Source organism: Pseudomonas sp. TE24901, assembly GCF_054058375.1.
Genome location: NZ_JBSSAF010000009.1, coordinates 214,871 through 230,035, shown reverse-complemented (window position 1 = coordinate 230,035; position 15,165 = coordinate 214,871). Strand labels below are relative to the sequence as shown.

The following is a 15,165-nucleotide window of genomic DNA, read 5'->3' as shown; positions in this document are numbered from 1 at the left end:
AAGGGGGGATGACCACACAAGCGGCCGTGACTCGATGCTGCCTAATGGCGCGAAAAAGCGCAATCGTGCAGCAATCAGTCATCCGGTGAACTGAGCAGGAAATTGCCTTTCATCAGGTCAGGATCATCCGATTCGATGGTCTGAACCTGCGCCTCGTCCTTGAGATTGACCCCCGACAGCTGCCGACGACACGCCTCTCGCATCAAGTAAAGCAGGCGATGGGCGGCCATGCCGTAGCTCAGGCCTTCCAGGCGCACATTGGAGATGCAATTGCGGTAGGCATCGGTGAGGCCGACCTTGGGGTTGTAGGTGAAATACAGGCCTAGGCTGTCCGGCGAACTGAGCCCCGGCCGTTCGCCGATCAGAATGACGGTCATCTTGGCCCCCAGCAGCTGGCCCACTTCATCCGCCACCGCCACGCGGCCCTGTTCCACCAAAACAACCGGCGACAAGGACCAACCGTCGGCGCTGCTCTGTTCCTCCAGGCGTGTCAGAAACGGCAAGGTGTGTTTATGCACCGCCAGTGCCGACAGGCCATCGGCGACCACCACCGCCAAGTCCACGCCGCCCGGATTGGCCGACGCATGATCACGCAGCAACTGGGCCGACTCATCGCTCAAGCGCCGCCCCAGGTCCGGGCGTTGCAGGTACATGTGACGGTCAGTGGCGGCACTGTGCAGCAACAGGCTGTCGCGCCCGCGCTCGGCCAACTGGCTGCTGAGGCCGGCATGGTCGAAGGGCAGGTGCACGGCGTCCCGCGCTTGGGCGTGGGCAAACTGGAAGTCCAGCTGTGCGCTGGTGGGGATGCTGGTGCCGGTGCGCCCCAGGGCAATACGCGCCGGGGTCAGGCGGCGCAGTTCCAGCCACGGGTTGTCAGGCAGGTCGAGTTGCACGGGCGGCTCCTTCATCCCAGTTGCGCCAAGGCTTGGCGGAAGGCTGGTGGCAGGCTGTTGCCAAACTGCACCTTGCCGTCGGCTTGCGTGAAAATGCCCATTTTGGCCAGCCACTGTTCAAACTCCGGCGCCGGCTTTAAACCCAATGTTTGGCGGGCGTATAAAGCGTCGTGGAACGAGGTGGTCTGGTAGTTGAGCATGATGTCATCGGAGCCCGGGATGCCCATGATGAAGTTGATCCCGGCCACCCCCAGCAGGGTCAGCAGGGTGTCCATGTCGTCCTGGTCGGCCTCGGCATGGTTGGTGTAGCAGATGTCGCAGCCCATCGGCACGCCCAGCAGCTTGCCGCAGAAGTGGTCTTCAAGGCCGGCGCGGATGATCTGCTTGCCGTTGTACAGGTACTCGGGGCCGATAAAGCCTACGACCGTATTCACCAGAAACGGCTTGAAATGCCGCGCTACCGCGTAGGCGCGGGTTTCGCAGGTTTGCTGGTCGACGCCAAAGTGCGCGTTGGCCGACAAGGCGCTGCCCTGGCCGGTTTCGAAATACATCAGGTTCTGGCCCAGCGTGCCGCGCTTGAGGCTCAAGCCCGCCTCGTAACCTTCCTGCAGCACACTCAGGCTGATGCCGAAACTGGCGTTGGCCGCTTCAGTGCCGGCAATCGACTGGAACACCAGGTCCAGCGGCACGCCGCGGTTGATCGCCTCGATCGAGGTGGTGACGTGGGTCAGCACGCACGCCTGGGTCGGGATCTCATAGCGCTGGATGATCGCGTCGAGCATCTCCAGCATGGCGCAGATCGAGGCGATGCTGTCGGTGGCCGGGTTGATGCCGATCATGGCGTCGCCGTTGCCGTACAGCAGGCCGTCGAGAATGCTCGCGGCGATGCCGGCCGGTTCGTCCGTGGGGTGGTTGGGTTGCAGGCGTGTGGATAAACGCCCGCGCAGGCCCATCGTGCCGCGAAACTGCGTGACCACGCGGATCTTCTGCGCCACCAGCACCAGGTCCTGCACGCGCATGATCTTGGACACGGCGGCGGCCATTTCCGGTGTCAGCCCTGGCGCCAAGGCGCGTAGGGAATGTTCGTCGGCCGCGTCGCTGAGTAGCCAGTCGCGCAGTCCGCCGACGGTCAGGTGGCTGACCACTGCAAACGCCTGTTTATCGTGGGTATCGATGATCAGCCGAGTGACTTCATCGCTTTCATAGGGGATCAGCGCTTCTTCGAGGAAGTGCTTGAGCGGGATATTCGCCAGCGCCATCTGCGCCGCCACCCGCTCACCGTCGTTCTGCGCGGCGACGCCGGCCAGGAAGTCCCCGGAACGTGCGGGGCTGGCCTTGGCCATCACGTCCTTGAGGCTGTCGAAGCGGTAGGTTTGAGCGCCTACCGCGTGGGAAAAGCTTGCCATACAGTGTCTCCTTGACGACGCAGGCAGCGGCCTGCGTCGAGGTTTACGGCAGTCAGTGCAAGGCGGCCTCTGCGGCCTGGATCGCCGCGAATTCCTCTTCGGGCGTGCCTGCTACCAAGTGATGCCGGCTGTAGAAAGCAAAGTAAGCAATTAATACTCCATAGATGATCGCGGCGCCAATCACCACCCGTGGGTCCACCAGAAAGCCCGCCACCACGGCCACGCAGGCCAGTACCAAGGCGATGCCGGAAGTGAAGATGCCGCCTGGCGTGCGGTACGGACGCTCCATTTTGGGGCGACGGATACGCAGGGTGATGTGCGCGGCCATCATCAGCACGTAGGAAATGGTCGCGCCAAACACCGCCACCAGAATCAGCAGGTCGCCCTGGCCGGTCAGCGACAGGCCAAAGCCAATGATGCCGGGGATTACCAGGGCCAGTACGGGTGCCTTGCTCTTGTTGGTCTGGGACAGTTTGCGCGGCAGGTAGCCCGCGCGGGACAAGGCGAAGATCTGCCGCGAATAGGCGTAGATGATCGAGAAAAAGCTCGCGATCAGGCCGGCCAGGCCCACCAGGTTGACGAAGCCGCCCATCCACGTTGAACCGCCGTAGGACAAGGCCAGCGCTTCCACCAGCGGGTTGCCGGATTTGACCAGCGCATAGGTGCCGGCGCCGCCCGGTGCGATCACCAGGATCAACAGGGCAAAACTGGTCAGCACCACAATGGCGCCGATCAGGCCGCGGGGCAGGTCGCGCTTGGGGTTCTTGGTTTCTTCGGCGGCCAGGGGCACGCCTTCTACCGCCAGGAAAAACCAGATGGCGTAGGGAATCGCTGCCCACACGCCGACATAACCGAACGGCAGGAAGGTGCTGGCGCCCTTGGCTTCGGTCACTGGAATGTCCAGCAGGTTGGCCACGTTGAAGTGCGGCACCATCGACACCAGGAACACGCCCAGGGCAATCGCTGCAATCGCGGTAATCACAAACATCAGCTTCAAGGCTTCACCGACGCCGAAGATGTGGATGCCGATAAAGATGATGTAGAACGCCAGGTAGATCATCCAACCGCCGATGCCGAACAGCGACTCACAGTAGGCGCCGATAAACACCGCGATGGCGGCGGGGGCGATGGCGTATTCGATCAGGATGGCGGTGCCCGTGAGGAACCCGCCCCAGGGGCCAAAGGCGCTGCGGGCAAAGCCGTAGCCACCACCGGCGGTAGGAATCATGGAAGACAGTTCGGCCAGGGAAAAACACATGCACAGGTACATGGTGGCCATCAGCAATGTGGCGAGGAACATCCCGCCCCAGCCGCCTTGGGCCAGGCCGAAGTTCCAACCGGCATAGTCGCCGGAGATGACGTAGGCAACGCCAAGGCCTACCAGCAGCACCCAGCCGGCGGCGCCTTTTTTAAGTTCGCGTTGTTGGAAGTAGTGGGAGTCAACTTTTTCGAAGTCGACAGAAGAGCCAGTCGGTTCGCTAGGCATGGGAAAGTACCGTCCGTTGTTATTGTTTTTAATTCGGCATCTATGGGCCGAATGCATTTCGCAAGTACTTGTAGAGATCTAACTGTGGGAGCGGGCTTGCTCGCGAAAGCGGTGGGTCAGTCAATACAGTGCTTACTGATCCACCGCTTTCGCGAGCAAGCCCGCTCCCACATTAGATAGTGCATTTCAAATGTGGGAGCGGGTTGTCAGTTAGAAGAAGCCCAATGGATTAATGTCGTAGCTCACCAGCAGGTTCTTGGTCTGCTGGTAATGATCCAACATCATCTTGTGGGTCTCACGGCCCACGCCGGACTTCTTGTAACCCCCGAACGCGGCATGTGCCGGGTACAGGTGGTAGCAGTTGGTCCACACGCGGCCGGCCTTGATCGCCCGGCCCATGCGGTAGGCGCGGTTGATGTCGCGCGTCCACACGCCGGCGCCCAGGCCGAACTCGGTGTCGTTGGCAATCGCCAGGGCTTCGGCTTCGTCCTTGAAGGTGGTGATGCTCACCACTGGGCCGAAGATTTCTTCCTGGAACACGCGCATTTCATTGGTGCCCTTGAGCAGGGTTGGCTGGATGTAATAGCCGCCCGCCATGTCGCCTTCGAGCTTCTCGACCTTGCCACCAGTGAGCAGTTGCGCGCCTTCGCCCTTGGCGATTTCCAGGTACGACAGGATCTTGTCGAATTGCTGCTCCGACGCCTGGGCGCCGACCATGGTGTCGGTGTCCAGCGGGTCGCCGCGTTTGATCGACTCGATCTTCTTCATGACCACTTTCATGAACTCGGGGTAGATCGACTCCTGTACCAGCGCACGGGACGGGCAGGTGCACACTTCGCCCTGGTTGAAGAACGCCAGCACCAGGCCTTCAGCGGCTTTCTCAATGAAGGACGGCTCGGCCTTCATGATGTCGTCGAAGAAAATGTTCGGCGACTTGCCGCCCAGCTCAACGGTGGACGGAATAATGTTCTCGGCGGCCGCATGCATGATGTGCGAGCCCACTGGCGTGGAGCCGGTGAAGGCAATCTTGGCGATGCGCTTGCTGGTAGCCAGGGCTTCGCCGGCTTCTTTGCCGAAACCGTGCACCACGTTCAGCACGCCCGGTGGCAGCAGGTCACCGATTACTTCCAGCAGCACGTTGATACCCAGCGGGGTTTGCTCGGCGGGCTTGAGCACCACGCAGTTGCCGGCCGCCAGGGCCGGGGCGAGTTTCCAGGCGGCCATCAGCAGCGGGAAGTTCCACGGGATGATCTGGCCCACTACACCCAGCGGCTCGTGGAAGTGGTACGAGGCGGTGTGTTCGTTGATCTCGGCGCTGGTGCCCTCCTGGGCGCGGATGCAACCGGCGAAGTAGCGGAAGTGGTCGGCGGCCAGCGGGATGTCCGCGTTAAGGGTTTCACGCACGGCCTTGCCGTTGTCCCAGGTTTCGGTGATGGCCAGCAGTTCGAGGTTCTGTTCAATGCGGTCGGCGATTTTCAGCAGCACCAGCGAGCGGTCCTGGGCCGAGGTCTTGCCCCAGGCGTCGGCGGCGGCGTGGGCGGCGTCCAGCGCCTTGTCGATGTCTTTGGCCGTGGAGCGAGGGAATTCTGCGATGGGCTTGCCGTTGACCGGCGAGGTGTTGGTGAAATAGTTGCCATCGACCGGCGCAACGAATTCGCCACCGATGTAGTTGCCGTACTTGGCCTTGAACGAAACGATGGCGCCTTCAGTACCGGGGTGTGCGTAACGCATGGTAGGTATCTCCTGGCTCTTATGTTTATTGGGAGTGCAGCGCAACGAGCGCGTTATAAAGCGTAGAGCAAAGGTTGGGCCACTGCTTTGCGGGCCAGGTAAATCAAGGGTTTAGGGTTTGTTGCAAGGCGTTGCTGTGCCAAGGGTGGTACAGGCGGTGTGACAGTTTGTGCCACCTTTGGTACAGCCGGTGACCGGTGAGTCTGCCCGGGATTGCAATGGCTGGAGGCCTGGGGGATGCTGGGCGTTCTCACGCAGGGAGAATAATAAGAAATGCACAACGATCATTTCAGTCGCCATGCCCAGCAAGTCCTCACCGTGGCCCATGGTCGCGACCCTTCCAGCGATCCCTCCATCGCCCGTTCCTGGCTGCGTTGCCTGGAGGACTACCACCTGGACCCTGCGCAAACCATTGCCCCCACCGTGCTTGAACATGGCCGCCTGCTGGAAAGCCGCGAGCGCCTGCAACAGGTGCTGCACATTGCCGGCAGTGAGATGAACAGCCTGCACCAGCAACTCTCGGGCGCCGGCCATGCGGTGTTGCTGACCGATGCGCGGGGCGTGATCCTCAACTGTGTCACCGCGCCGTCCGAGCGCAAGATCTTCGAACGCGCCGGGCTGTGGCTGGGCGCCGATTGGAGCGAGGCGTGCGAGGGCACCAACGGCATCGGCACCTGCCTGGTGGAGCGCCAGTCCCTGACCATTCACCGTGATGAACACTTTCGTGGCCGGCATACCGGGCTGACCTGTTCGGCCAGCCCGGTGTTCGATCCCCATGGCGAACTGCTGGCTGTGCTGGACGTGTCCTCTGCCCGCGAGGCGGTGTCGCGCCAGAGCCAGTTCCATACCATGGCGCTGGTCAACCTGTCGGCGAAGATGATCGAGAGCTGCTACTTCCTGCGTCACTTCGAACACCACTGGCTGCTGCGTTTTCATTTGCAGGCCGAGTCGGTGGGCTTGTTCAGCGAAGGGCTGCTGGCGTTCGACGGTGAGGGGCGAATCTGCGCCGTGAACCAAAGTGCACTGAACCTGCTGGGACAACTGCGCGGCGGTTTGCTGGGGCAACCGGTGGAAGCGTTTTTCGACTGTTCCCTGGACCAATTGCTCGGCCGCGCCAGCGCCAATGCCACGGCCAGTTGGCCGCTGCGCACCCGCGATGGCCGGCATTTGTTTGCGGCATTGCGCGGGCAAGCGCTCCCAGCCCCCGTGCCCATCGCCAAGCCGGTTGCCGTGGAGCGGCCACGCCTGCCCGGCATCTGCCTGGGTGACCCCGCTTTGCAACAGGGTTTCAGCAAGGCGCTGCGGGTATTCGAACGCGACGTACCGCTGTTGATCAATGGCGAAACCGGTTCCGGCAAGGAGGCCTTCGCCAAGGCTGTGCACCAGGCCAGCCAACGGGCCGACAAGCCCTTTGTGGCGCTCAACTGCGCGGCCATCCCTGAAAGCCTGATCGAGAGCGAATTGTTCGGCTATCGCGGTGGCAGTTTCACCGGTGCCCGCAAGGAAGGCATGCAAGGCAAGTTGCAGCAGGCCGATGGTGGCACGTTGTTCCTCGATGAAATCGGCGACATGCCCCTGGCCTTGCAGACCCGCCTATTAAGGGTACTGGAGGACCGGCTGGTGGTGCCCATTGGCGGCGAGCCGCAAGCCGTCAACGTCAGGATCATCAGCGCGACTCACCGTAATCTGCTGGAGCGCGTGGGCGACGGCAGCTTTCGCGAAGACTTGTACTACCGGCTCAACGGCCTGGAAATTCCGTTGCCGGCCTTGCGCGACCGTGCCGACAAGCCCCAGTTGCTGGATTTTCTGCTGGCCGAGGAGGCGGGCGATCAAGCAGTCACCCTTGAGCCCTCCGCGCGCCAAGCGCTGCTGGCGTTTGCCTGGCCAGGCAATGTGCGGCAGATGCGCATGGTGCTGCGCACCGTGGCTGCGTTGTGCATGGACGGTTACGTGCGGTGTGAGGACTTGCCGGTGGCGCTTCGCCATTCACCCAGCGTGACGGCCGGCACTGCAACAACCCAGGCTGACTCGTCGCTGGGGGCCGCAGAGCGAGGGGCATTGTTGGCCACCTTGGCTCAGCAGCATTGGCATATGAGCCAGACCGCCGTCGCGCTGGGTGTCAGTCGAAACACGCTTTATAGAAAGCTGCGCAAATATGGAATCGCCCGCCCATTGCGCCAGGAGTGTTAACGGGTTGTCGTTTATTCAGGTGGGTGAGTAGGAGGCGAGTTTTGCCTGCCGTGCGATGACTCGGGTTTATCGTGGGGCGCTGATTTTCTGGAACCCGATAGCGGTTTTCAAAGACGCAGTAGATGAGGTCGGCATTCAGCCTGGCCTCGGATTACCGGCTTTAACTCCCTATCCGTATCAGAAGTCATCAAGGTGAAGATTATGCGTATCACAGGTCTGCCTCCGTCGACGCTCCACCATTCTGAGTCATCGCCCGCCCATCCGCAGACAGAACCCGCCGCGCCTGAAACGTTCGCCCATGAAGAAACCCAGGGTGGACACACACGCAGCAAGCGCGGGATTGTTTCCAATCCATTCCGACGCGCACCGTCGACTCCGCTACGTACGCCCAGTGTCGTGTCGACTCGCCCGCCCGTTGCGCCTGGGAGCCCCAAGCCTCCCGCAAGGACCGCGCGGGACAACTTCAAGGAAATCTCGGCAACCCTCACCGGTACGCCCGGTCCGCGTACGCTGCCCTCCCAGAGCCACGTGGCCCCGAAAACCCTGGCGGATGTCACGCAGAACCTGATCGTTGCAGACCGCCTGCACAAGGCTGGCGTGTTCGCCAACGAGCCCAAGCTGGGCACGGTGGCCCGGGATGCCTTTGTCAACGCGGGTATCAACGGCCTGGTGAGTGCACCGTTGAGCATTGCAACGTACGCAGGCTCGGCCTGGACCGGGGAGGCGATCAAGGGTCAATTCGCCTCGCAAACGCCCATACTGCCACCTATTCACGGCCCGGCGCCGAGTACCCAAGTGGGCGGGGGCGCGCCAGTGCCGGATTCCGCTCAGGTGGAGGCACACCTGAAATTGGCCGAGCTTCGGATCGAAGTGGTGGCGAACAACATCATGGCGATACGTCAGGGGACGGATGCGCCTGCCCTGCGCATGATGGAGCAGGTTTCTGCCACTCCGAACGAACGTCTGAACACCTTGGAGGCGTTGTACGAGGTGGCTGAAAAGAAGCTGAAACTGATCGGAGAGGGCAATGACATGATTTTCCGCCCCTTCGCGGTGCCGGCGGGCACCTCGCCTCTCACTGACGCGGTTCGCCTGACGCACCTGGACAAGCGTTTTGAAGCGGTGAACAAGTTCATCGGCAAGTTGATCGTATTGAAGGAGACAGAACTACCCAAGGAAACACCCGGCGAAACCTCGACGGCCTGATGTTCCAGGCGGCCTTCCGGGGCCGCCGCCCGACACCTAAAGAGTGCGATTTCCCCCGCCCTGCGCTAACCTGCCTCGATGTTTTACGAGGTCGACTATGCACATTCATATTCTTGGTATCTGCGGCACTTTCATGGGCTCGATGGCGGTTCTGGCCAAAGAACTGGGCCATCACGTCACCGGCTCCGATGCCAACGTCTACCCGCCCATGAGCACGCAGTTGCAGGCCCAGGGCATTGAGTTGACCCAAGGCTACGACCCGTCGCAGTTCGACCCGGTGCCGGACCTGGTGGTGATCGGCAATGCCATGTCGCGGGGCAACCCAGCGGTCGAATATGTGCTCAACAAAGGTTTGCCTTATGTGTCTGGCCCGCAGTGGCTGGCCGATCACGTGCTGCAAGGCCGTTGGGTACTCGCCGTTGCCGGCACCCATGGCAAGACCACTACCAGCAGCATGCTGGCCTGGGTGCTGGAGCATGCCGGCATGAGCCCGGGCTTCCTGATTGGCGGCGTGCCGCAGAATTTCTCGGTGTCGGCGCGCTTGGGCGACACACCGTTTTTTGTGATCGAAGCCGATGAATACGACAGTGCCTTCTTCGACAAACGTTCCAAGTTCGTTCACTACCGCCCACGCACCGCGATCCTGAACAATCTGGAGTTCGATCACGCCGACATCTTCCCCGATCTGCCGGCCATCGAGCGGCAGTTCCACCACCTGGTGCGCACCATTCCCAGCGAAGGCCTGGTGATCCATCCGACCACCGAGCCCGCCTTGCAGCGGGTGATCGAGATGGGCTGCTGGACCCCGGTGCAAACCACCGGCGCGGGCGGGCAGTGGCAGGTCAAGCTGCTCAGCGAAGACGGCTCCAGATTCGAAGTGCTGTTTGAGGGCGAGCCCCAGGGCATTGTCGAGTGGGGCATGACCGGCCAGCACAACGTGGCCAACGCGCTGGTGACTCTTGCCGCCGCGCGGCATGTGGGCGTTGTGCCGTCCATTGGCATTGCCGCGTTGAGCGCCTTCAAGAGCGTGAAACGCCGCATGGAAAAAGTCGCCGAGGTGAATGGCATTACGATCTACGACGACTTTGCCCACCATCCGACGGCGATTGCCACCACCCTGGATGGCCTGCGCAAGCAGGTGGGCGATGCGCCGATCATTGCGATCATCGAGCCGCGTTCCAACTCCATGAAGCTGGGCGCGCACCGCGATGGTTTGCCGGAAAGCGTCAACGATGCCAACGAGGCTGTCTGGTACGCACCGGCCAACCTCGGCTGGGACCTGCCGGGCATTGCCGCGCGGTGTACGGTGCCGTCCACGGTGTGCGATTCCATCGAAGGCATCATCGAACACGTCAAGCAGCAGGCCAAGCCGGGCACTCACGTAGTGGTCATGAGCAACGGCGGCTTTGGCGGCCTGCATGGCAAGTTGGCCGAGGCGCTGAAATGAGCGGGCCGGAACGCGTCACCCTGGCGATGACCGGCGCATCGGGCGCACCTTATGGGTTGCGCCTGCTCGATTGCCTGGTGCGCGAAGACCGCGAGGTGCATTTCTTGATCTCCAAGGCCGCGCAATTGGTGCTGGCCACCGAGACCGACGTCGCGCTGCCGGCCAAGGTACAGATGATGCAGGCCTTCCTCACCGAGTACACCGGTGCGGCGGCGGGGCAGATCCGGGTTTACGGCAAGGAAGACTGGATGTCGCCGGTGGCCTCGGGCTCTGGCGCACCGGCGGCGATGGTGGTGGTGCCGTGTTCCACCGGCACGTTGTCGGCGATTGCCACCGGTGCGTGCAACAACCTGATCGAGCGCGCGGCGGACGTGACCCTCAAGGAGCGTCGCCAGTTGATCCTGGTGCCACGTGAAGCGCCTTATTCGAGCATTCACCTGGAGCACATGCTCAAGCTGTCGAACATGGGCGTGACCATTTTGCCGGCATCGCCGGGCTTCTATCACCAGCCGCAGACCATCGATGACCTGGTGGACTTTGTGGTGGCGCGCATTCTCAACCTGCTGAACATCCCTCAGGACATGCTGCCACGTTGGGGCGAACACCATTTGAGCAGCGATGAATAAACTCTTGATGGTAGTGCTGGCGCTGCAACTCGCCGGCTGCGCGACCGCTCGCACCTTGGACGCCGCGCAATCCGGTGCACCGGTGGTGTATGCCGGTACGCGGCTGGACTTGTATGCGATCAATGGTGGCTGCTGCGCCAAGGATCGGTTTGGTGCCGAGGCGCCGAGCTATCCCCATGTCGACCTGCCAGCCAGCGCGCTGCTCGACACGCTGCTGTTGCCGCTGTCGGTGTTAACGGTGCTGGGGGTTGGCTTCAACGCCACGGGCGGTCTTTAGGGCGGGGGTGCAAGCGCGCCTCATTGTAGCCAACCCCGTATCCACATCAGATCGTGTTCATACCGTATAAGTGGGAGTGCGAACGGCAGTCGTAACTGGCTCTAGCCCGAAGTATCAATCGATTTACTTCGTAACATTATAAACAGTGGCTGTTGTGGGGGGGGATCGGTCGCTCGTGTCACTCAGTGCATGAAATATTTAATTTTTGTTCATGTGCGAGGCAAATATGACAACTATTCCTACTTCTCAGGTAGAGCCTGCTGGGTCAGGTAACGCACTCGTCGAAACGTATTCAGGCTCCCAGCCGAACAACGATAGTGAAGCCGCTGCGAGCCGCCGCAGTACGCAAATGTCTGACTCTCCTGAGAGTCGCGCAGCTGCTGACGCTAAGTTATCGAAACCTTTCGCGATGGCATTAGCGGCGCGGTCCTATCACACTTCCATTGCACCGCCTGATCTTTCTGTTCCTGCGGATACTACATTGGGGCGTTGGTGCACCGAACTGGACAACGCGTTCAACAGCCGCGAATTTTTAACGTGGGCGAAGGAGCAAGGGCTTGATACCAAGAGTATGAAGCTGGACCCCTTGCTCGGGGAGTTGACCGGCATTGTAAAGGGTAAGACAAAAACGTTTTCCCTCAGTGACGATTCAGGCTGGCCGGATGTTTCCCGAGTCTTGCTTTCAATTGCCAGGGTGATCGCACCACGGCCTGGTCAGGCCTTTAGTTACCCTTGGCCGGAGGGCAAGGTGCCGTTGTACGTGGTGGGGCGATTTTACGGAGTGCCCATCGACCTTTCGCCAGCACAGGCCGCCGATCACCGCAAAAAACTGCAAAAAGGCGAAATACCTGAATTTCCTCCTTCGGGTTACGGCGTGCAGCGATCCGTAGCGGCGTTAGAGGAGCAGCGTAAGGCGCTGGGGGATGACGCCAATCATCATGCACTTCTTGCAGCGCTGAGATCCCAGGCAAACGATGCCGAAGGGAAGATTGATCTGAACACCGTCATGCTGCCCCTTGACAGGCGCTCAAGCCTATTTTTCACCGAACAGCGCCGGGAGATAAGTGTTGCGAAGATGCTTGAGTCGCGTGGATATAACGTGCCTGCCAATAGTCAGGAAGCACAGTATCTGGCTCGTTCATTATCCTTTGATCTTCTCCCTCGGGTGCCAGGGGCGGACGCTGGAGGGGTCAGGAATATCGTTAAGGCGTTGGGTAACACTCAGTTACGCAAGATGAAGGCGGAGGTAAACAAATGGAAGGCGCAAACAGCCAGTGAGGCTTCTAATCCTCAGGCCGGGGTTGGGGCTGACAGTCCGTTACACCGTCTGATCGGCTCGCTTGCCGAGTCTACGCGCAAGGCGATTGCGGACAACCCTGCGTTAGCATGGGATCAGCTGATTCGCTCGCCAGAGGCTTTGAAGCTGGGTAAGGCCTTACAAAGTAAACTCAATACAGCTGAGTCTCCGACCGGTGTAATCGAAATATTGAATGCAGCGCTCGTGCAAGAGCTTGATCCCGGTTTAGGAAAGTCACCCTATAATCTGGCGGGCTATAACCTCTACAGCAAAGACAATGCGGGGGCCCCTGCTGCCGAAATTGTGAAGCGCTTCGTAGCCCATCTTGAAGCGAAAGTGGGTGTTGGAGCGGCACCTATTGCTGCTCGTTTATTATTGTCGGCTGCCGCACCTGAGTTCCTGTCGAAAAATATACCGCCCAATCTTGTTTATGGGTCTCATACGTGGACGGACTTCTCTATTGCGGTTGCACTCGTAGAACAGGACGCGCCCGGCGCATCCGCGAACATGACCTTTAGTCAAGTGATAGAGTACGCTGAGGCGCAGCTTAATGTTCACGAGGGCGAAGCCCGAATAAATATAGCGTCGGTCAATCCATATATTCAGTGGGGCCTCGCGAATGGTGTGATCGCGAGCACTCCTAACGGGGAGTATAAGGACGAAGATCTCGAACACTCACTCACGGTGTTTAAAAAACAGAAAAAGGAATTGGAGTGGGCGCGTGCTGAGTTGCAGAAAGATCCGCCGAGTCGGAAAGAATTGGCATTGGCAGAGTTCAAGCGCGTTTTTCCGGAAATAGAGGATCCTACGGAGAATACGCTACGGGGCGTTTTGGATAGCCGGTATATTGTGTCGCCGCTTGATGTTTACATGACTGATCCATTTGATCCGAGCGTATGGGTCTCGCGCGATGAAAAGAAGCTACCCTGGGATCAGATGAAGTCCCGCTTTCCGCAGCTTATTAAAGATATCAATAAAAAATTTGATGATGAATTTAGTCAGTACAAGAAAAGTCATAAAAACGCTTGGGCTATTCAGTTTAAATACCAACTTTCTTTGTTGCCACCAGCAGAGCGGGAACGCATAGAAAATTCAGATGTAAGTTTCCTCGAAGTGTCTCGCCCCTTTTTGGGTACAAAGCTTCAGTTCAACGAACATGGCCACTCCGCGCATTCCTGGCCCGTACCACGTACTCCGACTGCGCAGGAGCTAGACGCTTTAAAAGGGCAGCATGGCTTACTGATGAAAGTGGAAGGGCGCGATGGGAAGACAGACTATTACAGTTATTTCCCCGCGCTAGGGAAAATGGTCAAGGAAAAAGCTGTGCCGGCAGAACAGCTGAATTACGACGATAGCGCTTATTTTGGCCCTGGCGCCAAACCTCGTGTGTGGAACACACAGAATATCTACACGCAGTACGGTGAAACCAATAAAAAGCGTGATCCAGTGAGTCTGGACGGTAAGGCACAAGGCTCTTATTTTTCTGGCAGAACTGGTTCGCTGGCTAACGTGGTAGGTGATTTTTTCACAAAAAATTATGATGCTTTTCAAGCAGGCGCTGCAGGCGTTACGGAAATTGAAAAAACCCGAAGGGAGATTAAAGAGATAAATGAGTTTTTGCTTTCGCTCATTCCTTTTTATGACGGTATTAAAGATGCTATCAACGGTAATGTTGCAGGCGCAATTTTTAATATCGGGTTTGATATTTTAGGCTTCCTTCTTCCTGGGGTAGGTGCAGCGAATAAAGCGTTAAAGGGCGGTAAGTCAATAGGTACTGCTCTCGCACGTTCCTTTTTTGCGGGGGTTGGCGCCTCTGTCGGCATTACCGATGCCATTAATCTTCCAAAAAATATCAAGCGTGGGATAAGGACTGTCATTAAGGATGGGAAGAAAATTTATCAGCACGCAGATGAAGTATTGCCCCGGCTGAGAGGGAATTATAAGAAATATGATGTGACGAAGACTTATAAAGATGGTGACATTGTCAAAGGGGTCGGTCGCGTTGATACGGGAGGGGTAGCGGAGCCTGTGGTGGCTATTTTCCACAAGGGGGGGTGGTATGCATATAGCAGTATCACAAACACACCGTTTGGTCCCCAGTTATTACAGTTTGGCGCACTGAGTTCAATGGGGCAGGGGCAGCATGAGGCAGGAAATGGATCTGAGACCAGGCTAAGACTGGCCGGTGCTTGAATTTCTTTTGTAGGCGAATTTATGTGTGCCATCTACAGTTAACCTTATTGAGGTTGGAAAGTTTGTGCGCGTTCTGGTGTGTGCGCTTTAGGTAGTTTCTGGTTGGTTGCTGATTTGGCGGCAAACTGTCTGGATGTCGCAAGATTGAATAAAATGGTGGGGGGTGGAACTCGTTGAGTGTTTTTTTACACAAAACAGTTGAGGGTAAGGGATGACTTTCTAATGCTAACTAATCATTAGGTAATTCATTATGATGTTTTTACATGCAACCTCTCGGTCGATGGCTTTCTCCAGGATTGGGGAGTTTTTTAGTGGTGCCTGGAATAGAAACAGTCCTCCTTCGGTGCCCAAAGATGTGAGTGCTCCCCATACAAGAGGTGGCCAAAGTTCTAGCTCGTCGAGCGGTTATGGCT

The 15,165-nt window shown here is 59.0% G+C and carries 10 protein-coding genes; 6 read left to right on the top strand and 4 right to left on the bottom strand.

Annotated features, from left to right (window positions below):
• Window positions 1-74: 74 nt before the first annotated feature.
• The 4 genes from eutC to exaC form a co-directional block, all read right to left on the bottom strand.
• The gene (eutC, locus tag ACVWVP_RS19555; RefSeq protein WP_178919369.1) at window positions 75-908 is read right to left on the bottom strand and encodes an ethanolamine ammonia-lyase subunit EutC; all 834 of its coding nucleotides are present in this window, start codon (window positions 906-908) and stop codon (window positions 75-77) included.
• Complete coding sequence (locus ACVWVP_RS19550; RefSeq protein ID WP_178919371.1) at window positions 905-2,299, bottom strand: ethanolamine ammonia-lyase subunit EutB; 1,395 nt, start codon at window positions 2,297-2,299, stop codon at window positions 905-907. Before ACVWVP_RS19550 ends, eutC begins: the two co-directional genes overlap by 4 nt.
• A 52-nt stretch (window positions 2,300-2,351) precedes the next feature.
• Complete coding sequence (gene eat, locus ACVWVP_RS19545) at window positions 2,352-3,785, bottom strand: ethanolamine permease (RefSeq protein ID WP_176998549.1); 1,434 nt, start codon at window positions 3,783-3,785, stop codon at window positions 2,352-2,354.
• Between the two features lie 210 nt (window positions 3,786-3,995).
• Entirely contained in the window at window positions 3,996-5,516 is a 1,521-nt protein-coding gene (exaC, locus tag ACVWVP_RS19540) for an acetaldehyde dehydrogenase ExaC (RefSeq protein WP_176998548.1), read from the bottom strand.
• 273 nt (window positions 5,517-5,789) lie between these two features.
• Between exaC and ACVWVP_RS19535 the strand changes: the two genes are divergently transcribed.
• The 6 genes from ACVWVP_RS19535 (at window position 5,790) to ACVWVP_RS19510 (ending at window position 14,752) form a co-directional block, all read left to right on the top strand.
• Entirely contained in the window at window positions 5,790-7,706 is a 1,917-nt protein-coding gene (locus ACVWVP_RS19535) for a sigma-54-dependent Fis family transcriptional regulator (protein ID WP_457407620.1), read from the top strand.
• Window positions 7,707-8,102: 396 nt separating this feature from the next.
• Complete coding sequence (locus tag ACVWVP_RS19530) at window positions 8,103-8,912, top strand: hypothetical protein (RefSeq protein WP_457407619.1); 810 nt, start codon at window positions 8,103-8,105, stop codon at window positions 8,910-8,912.
• A 97-nt stretch (window positions 8,913-9,009) separates the two neighbouring features.
• Window positions 9,010-10,359: a UDP-N-acetylmuramate:L-alanyl-gamma-D-glutamyl-meso-diaminopimelate ligase gene (gene mpl, locus ACVWVP_RS19525; RefSeq protein ID WP_457407618.1), complete on the top strand. Its 1,350-nt coding sequence runs from the start codon at window positions 9,010-9,012 to the stop codon at window positions 10,357-10,359.
• Window positions 10,356-10,985 carry a flavin prenyltransferase UbiX gene (gene ubiX, locus ACVWVP_RS19520; RefSeq protein ID WP_071485426.1) on the top strand — a complete coding sequence of 210 codons (630 nt, stop codon included), beginning with the start codon at window positions 10,356-10,358 and terminating at the stop codon, window positions 10,983-10,985. Before mpl ends, ubiX begins: the two co-directional genes overlap by 4 nt.
• Complete coding sequence (locus ACVWVP_RS19515; protein WP_178919377.1) at window positions 10,978-11,262, top strand: YceK/YidQ family lipoprotein; 285 nt, start codon at window positions 10,978-10,980, stop codon at window positions 11,260-11,262. Before ubiX ends, ACVWVP_RS19515 begins: the two co-directional genes overlap by 8 nt.
• 349 nt (window positions 11,263-11,611) lie before the next feature.
• Window positions 11,612-14,752 (top strand): hypothetical protein, encoded by a 3,141-nt coding sequence (locus ACVWVP_RS19510; RefSeq protein ID WP_457407616.1) that lies wholly within the window; start codon window positions 11,612-11,614, stop codon window positions 14,750-14,752.
• Window positions 14,753-15,165: the final 413 nt, after the last annotated feature.

Excerpts from the sequence above, each read along its gene's own strand:
- eutC (WP_178919369.1), bottom strand. The coding sequence starts at position 908 with ATGAAGGAGCCGCCCGTGCAACTCGACCTGCCTGACAACCCGTGGCTG.
- ACVWVP_RS19550 (WP_178919371.1), bottom strand. The coding sequence starts at position 2,299 with ATGGCAAGCTTTTCCCACGCGGTAGGCGCTCAAACCTACCGCTTCGAC.
- eat (WP_176998549.1), bottom strand. The coding sequence starts at position 3,785 with ATGCCTAGCGAACCGACTGGCTCTTCTGTCGACTTCGAAAAAGTTGAC.
- exaC (WP_176998548.1), bottom strand. The coding sequence starts at position 5,516 with ATGCGTTACGCACACCCCGGTACTGAAGGCGCCATCGTTTCGTTCAAG.
- ACVWVP_RS19535 (WP_457407620.1), top strand. The coding sequence starts at position 5,790 with ATGCACAACGATCATTTCAGTCGCCATGCCCAGCAAGTCCTCACCGTG.
- mpl (WP_457407618.1), top strand. The coding sequence starts at position 9,010 with ATGCACATTCATATTCTTGGTATCTGCGGCACTTTCATGGGCTCGATG.
- ubiX (WP_071485426.1), top strand. The coding sequence starts at position 10,356 with ATGAGCGGGCCGGAACGCGTCACCCTGGCGATGACCGGCGCATCGGGC.
- ACVWVP_RS19515 (WP_178919377.1), top strand. The coding sequence starts at position 10,978 with ATGAATAAACTCTTGATGGTAGTGCTGGCGCTGCAACTCGCCGGCTGC.
- ACVWVP_RS19510 (WP_457407616.1), top strand. The coding sequence starts at position 11,612 with ATGTCTGACTCTCCTGAGAGTCGCGCAGCTGCTGACGCTAAGTTATCG.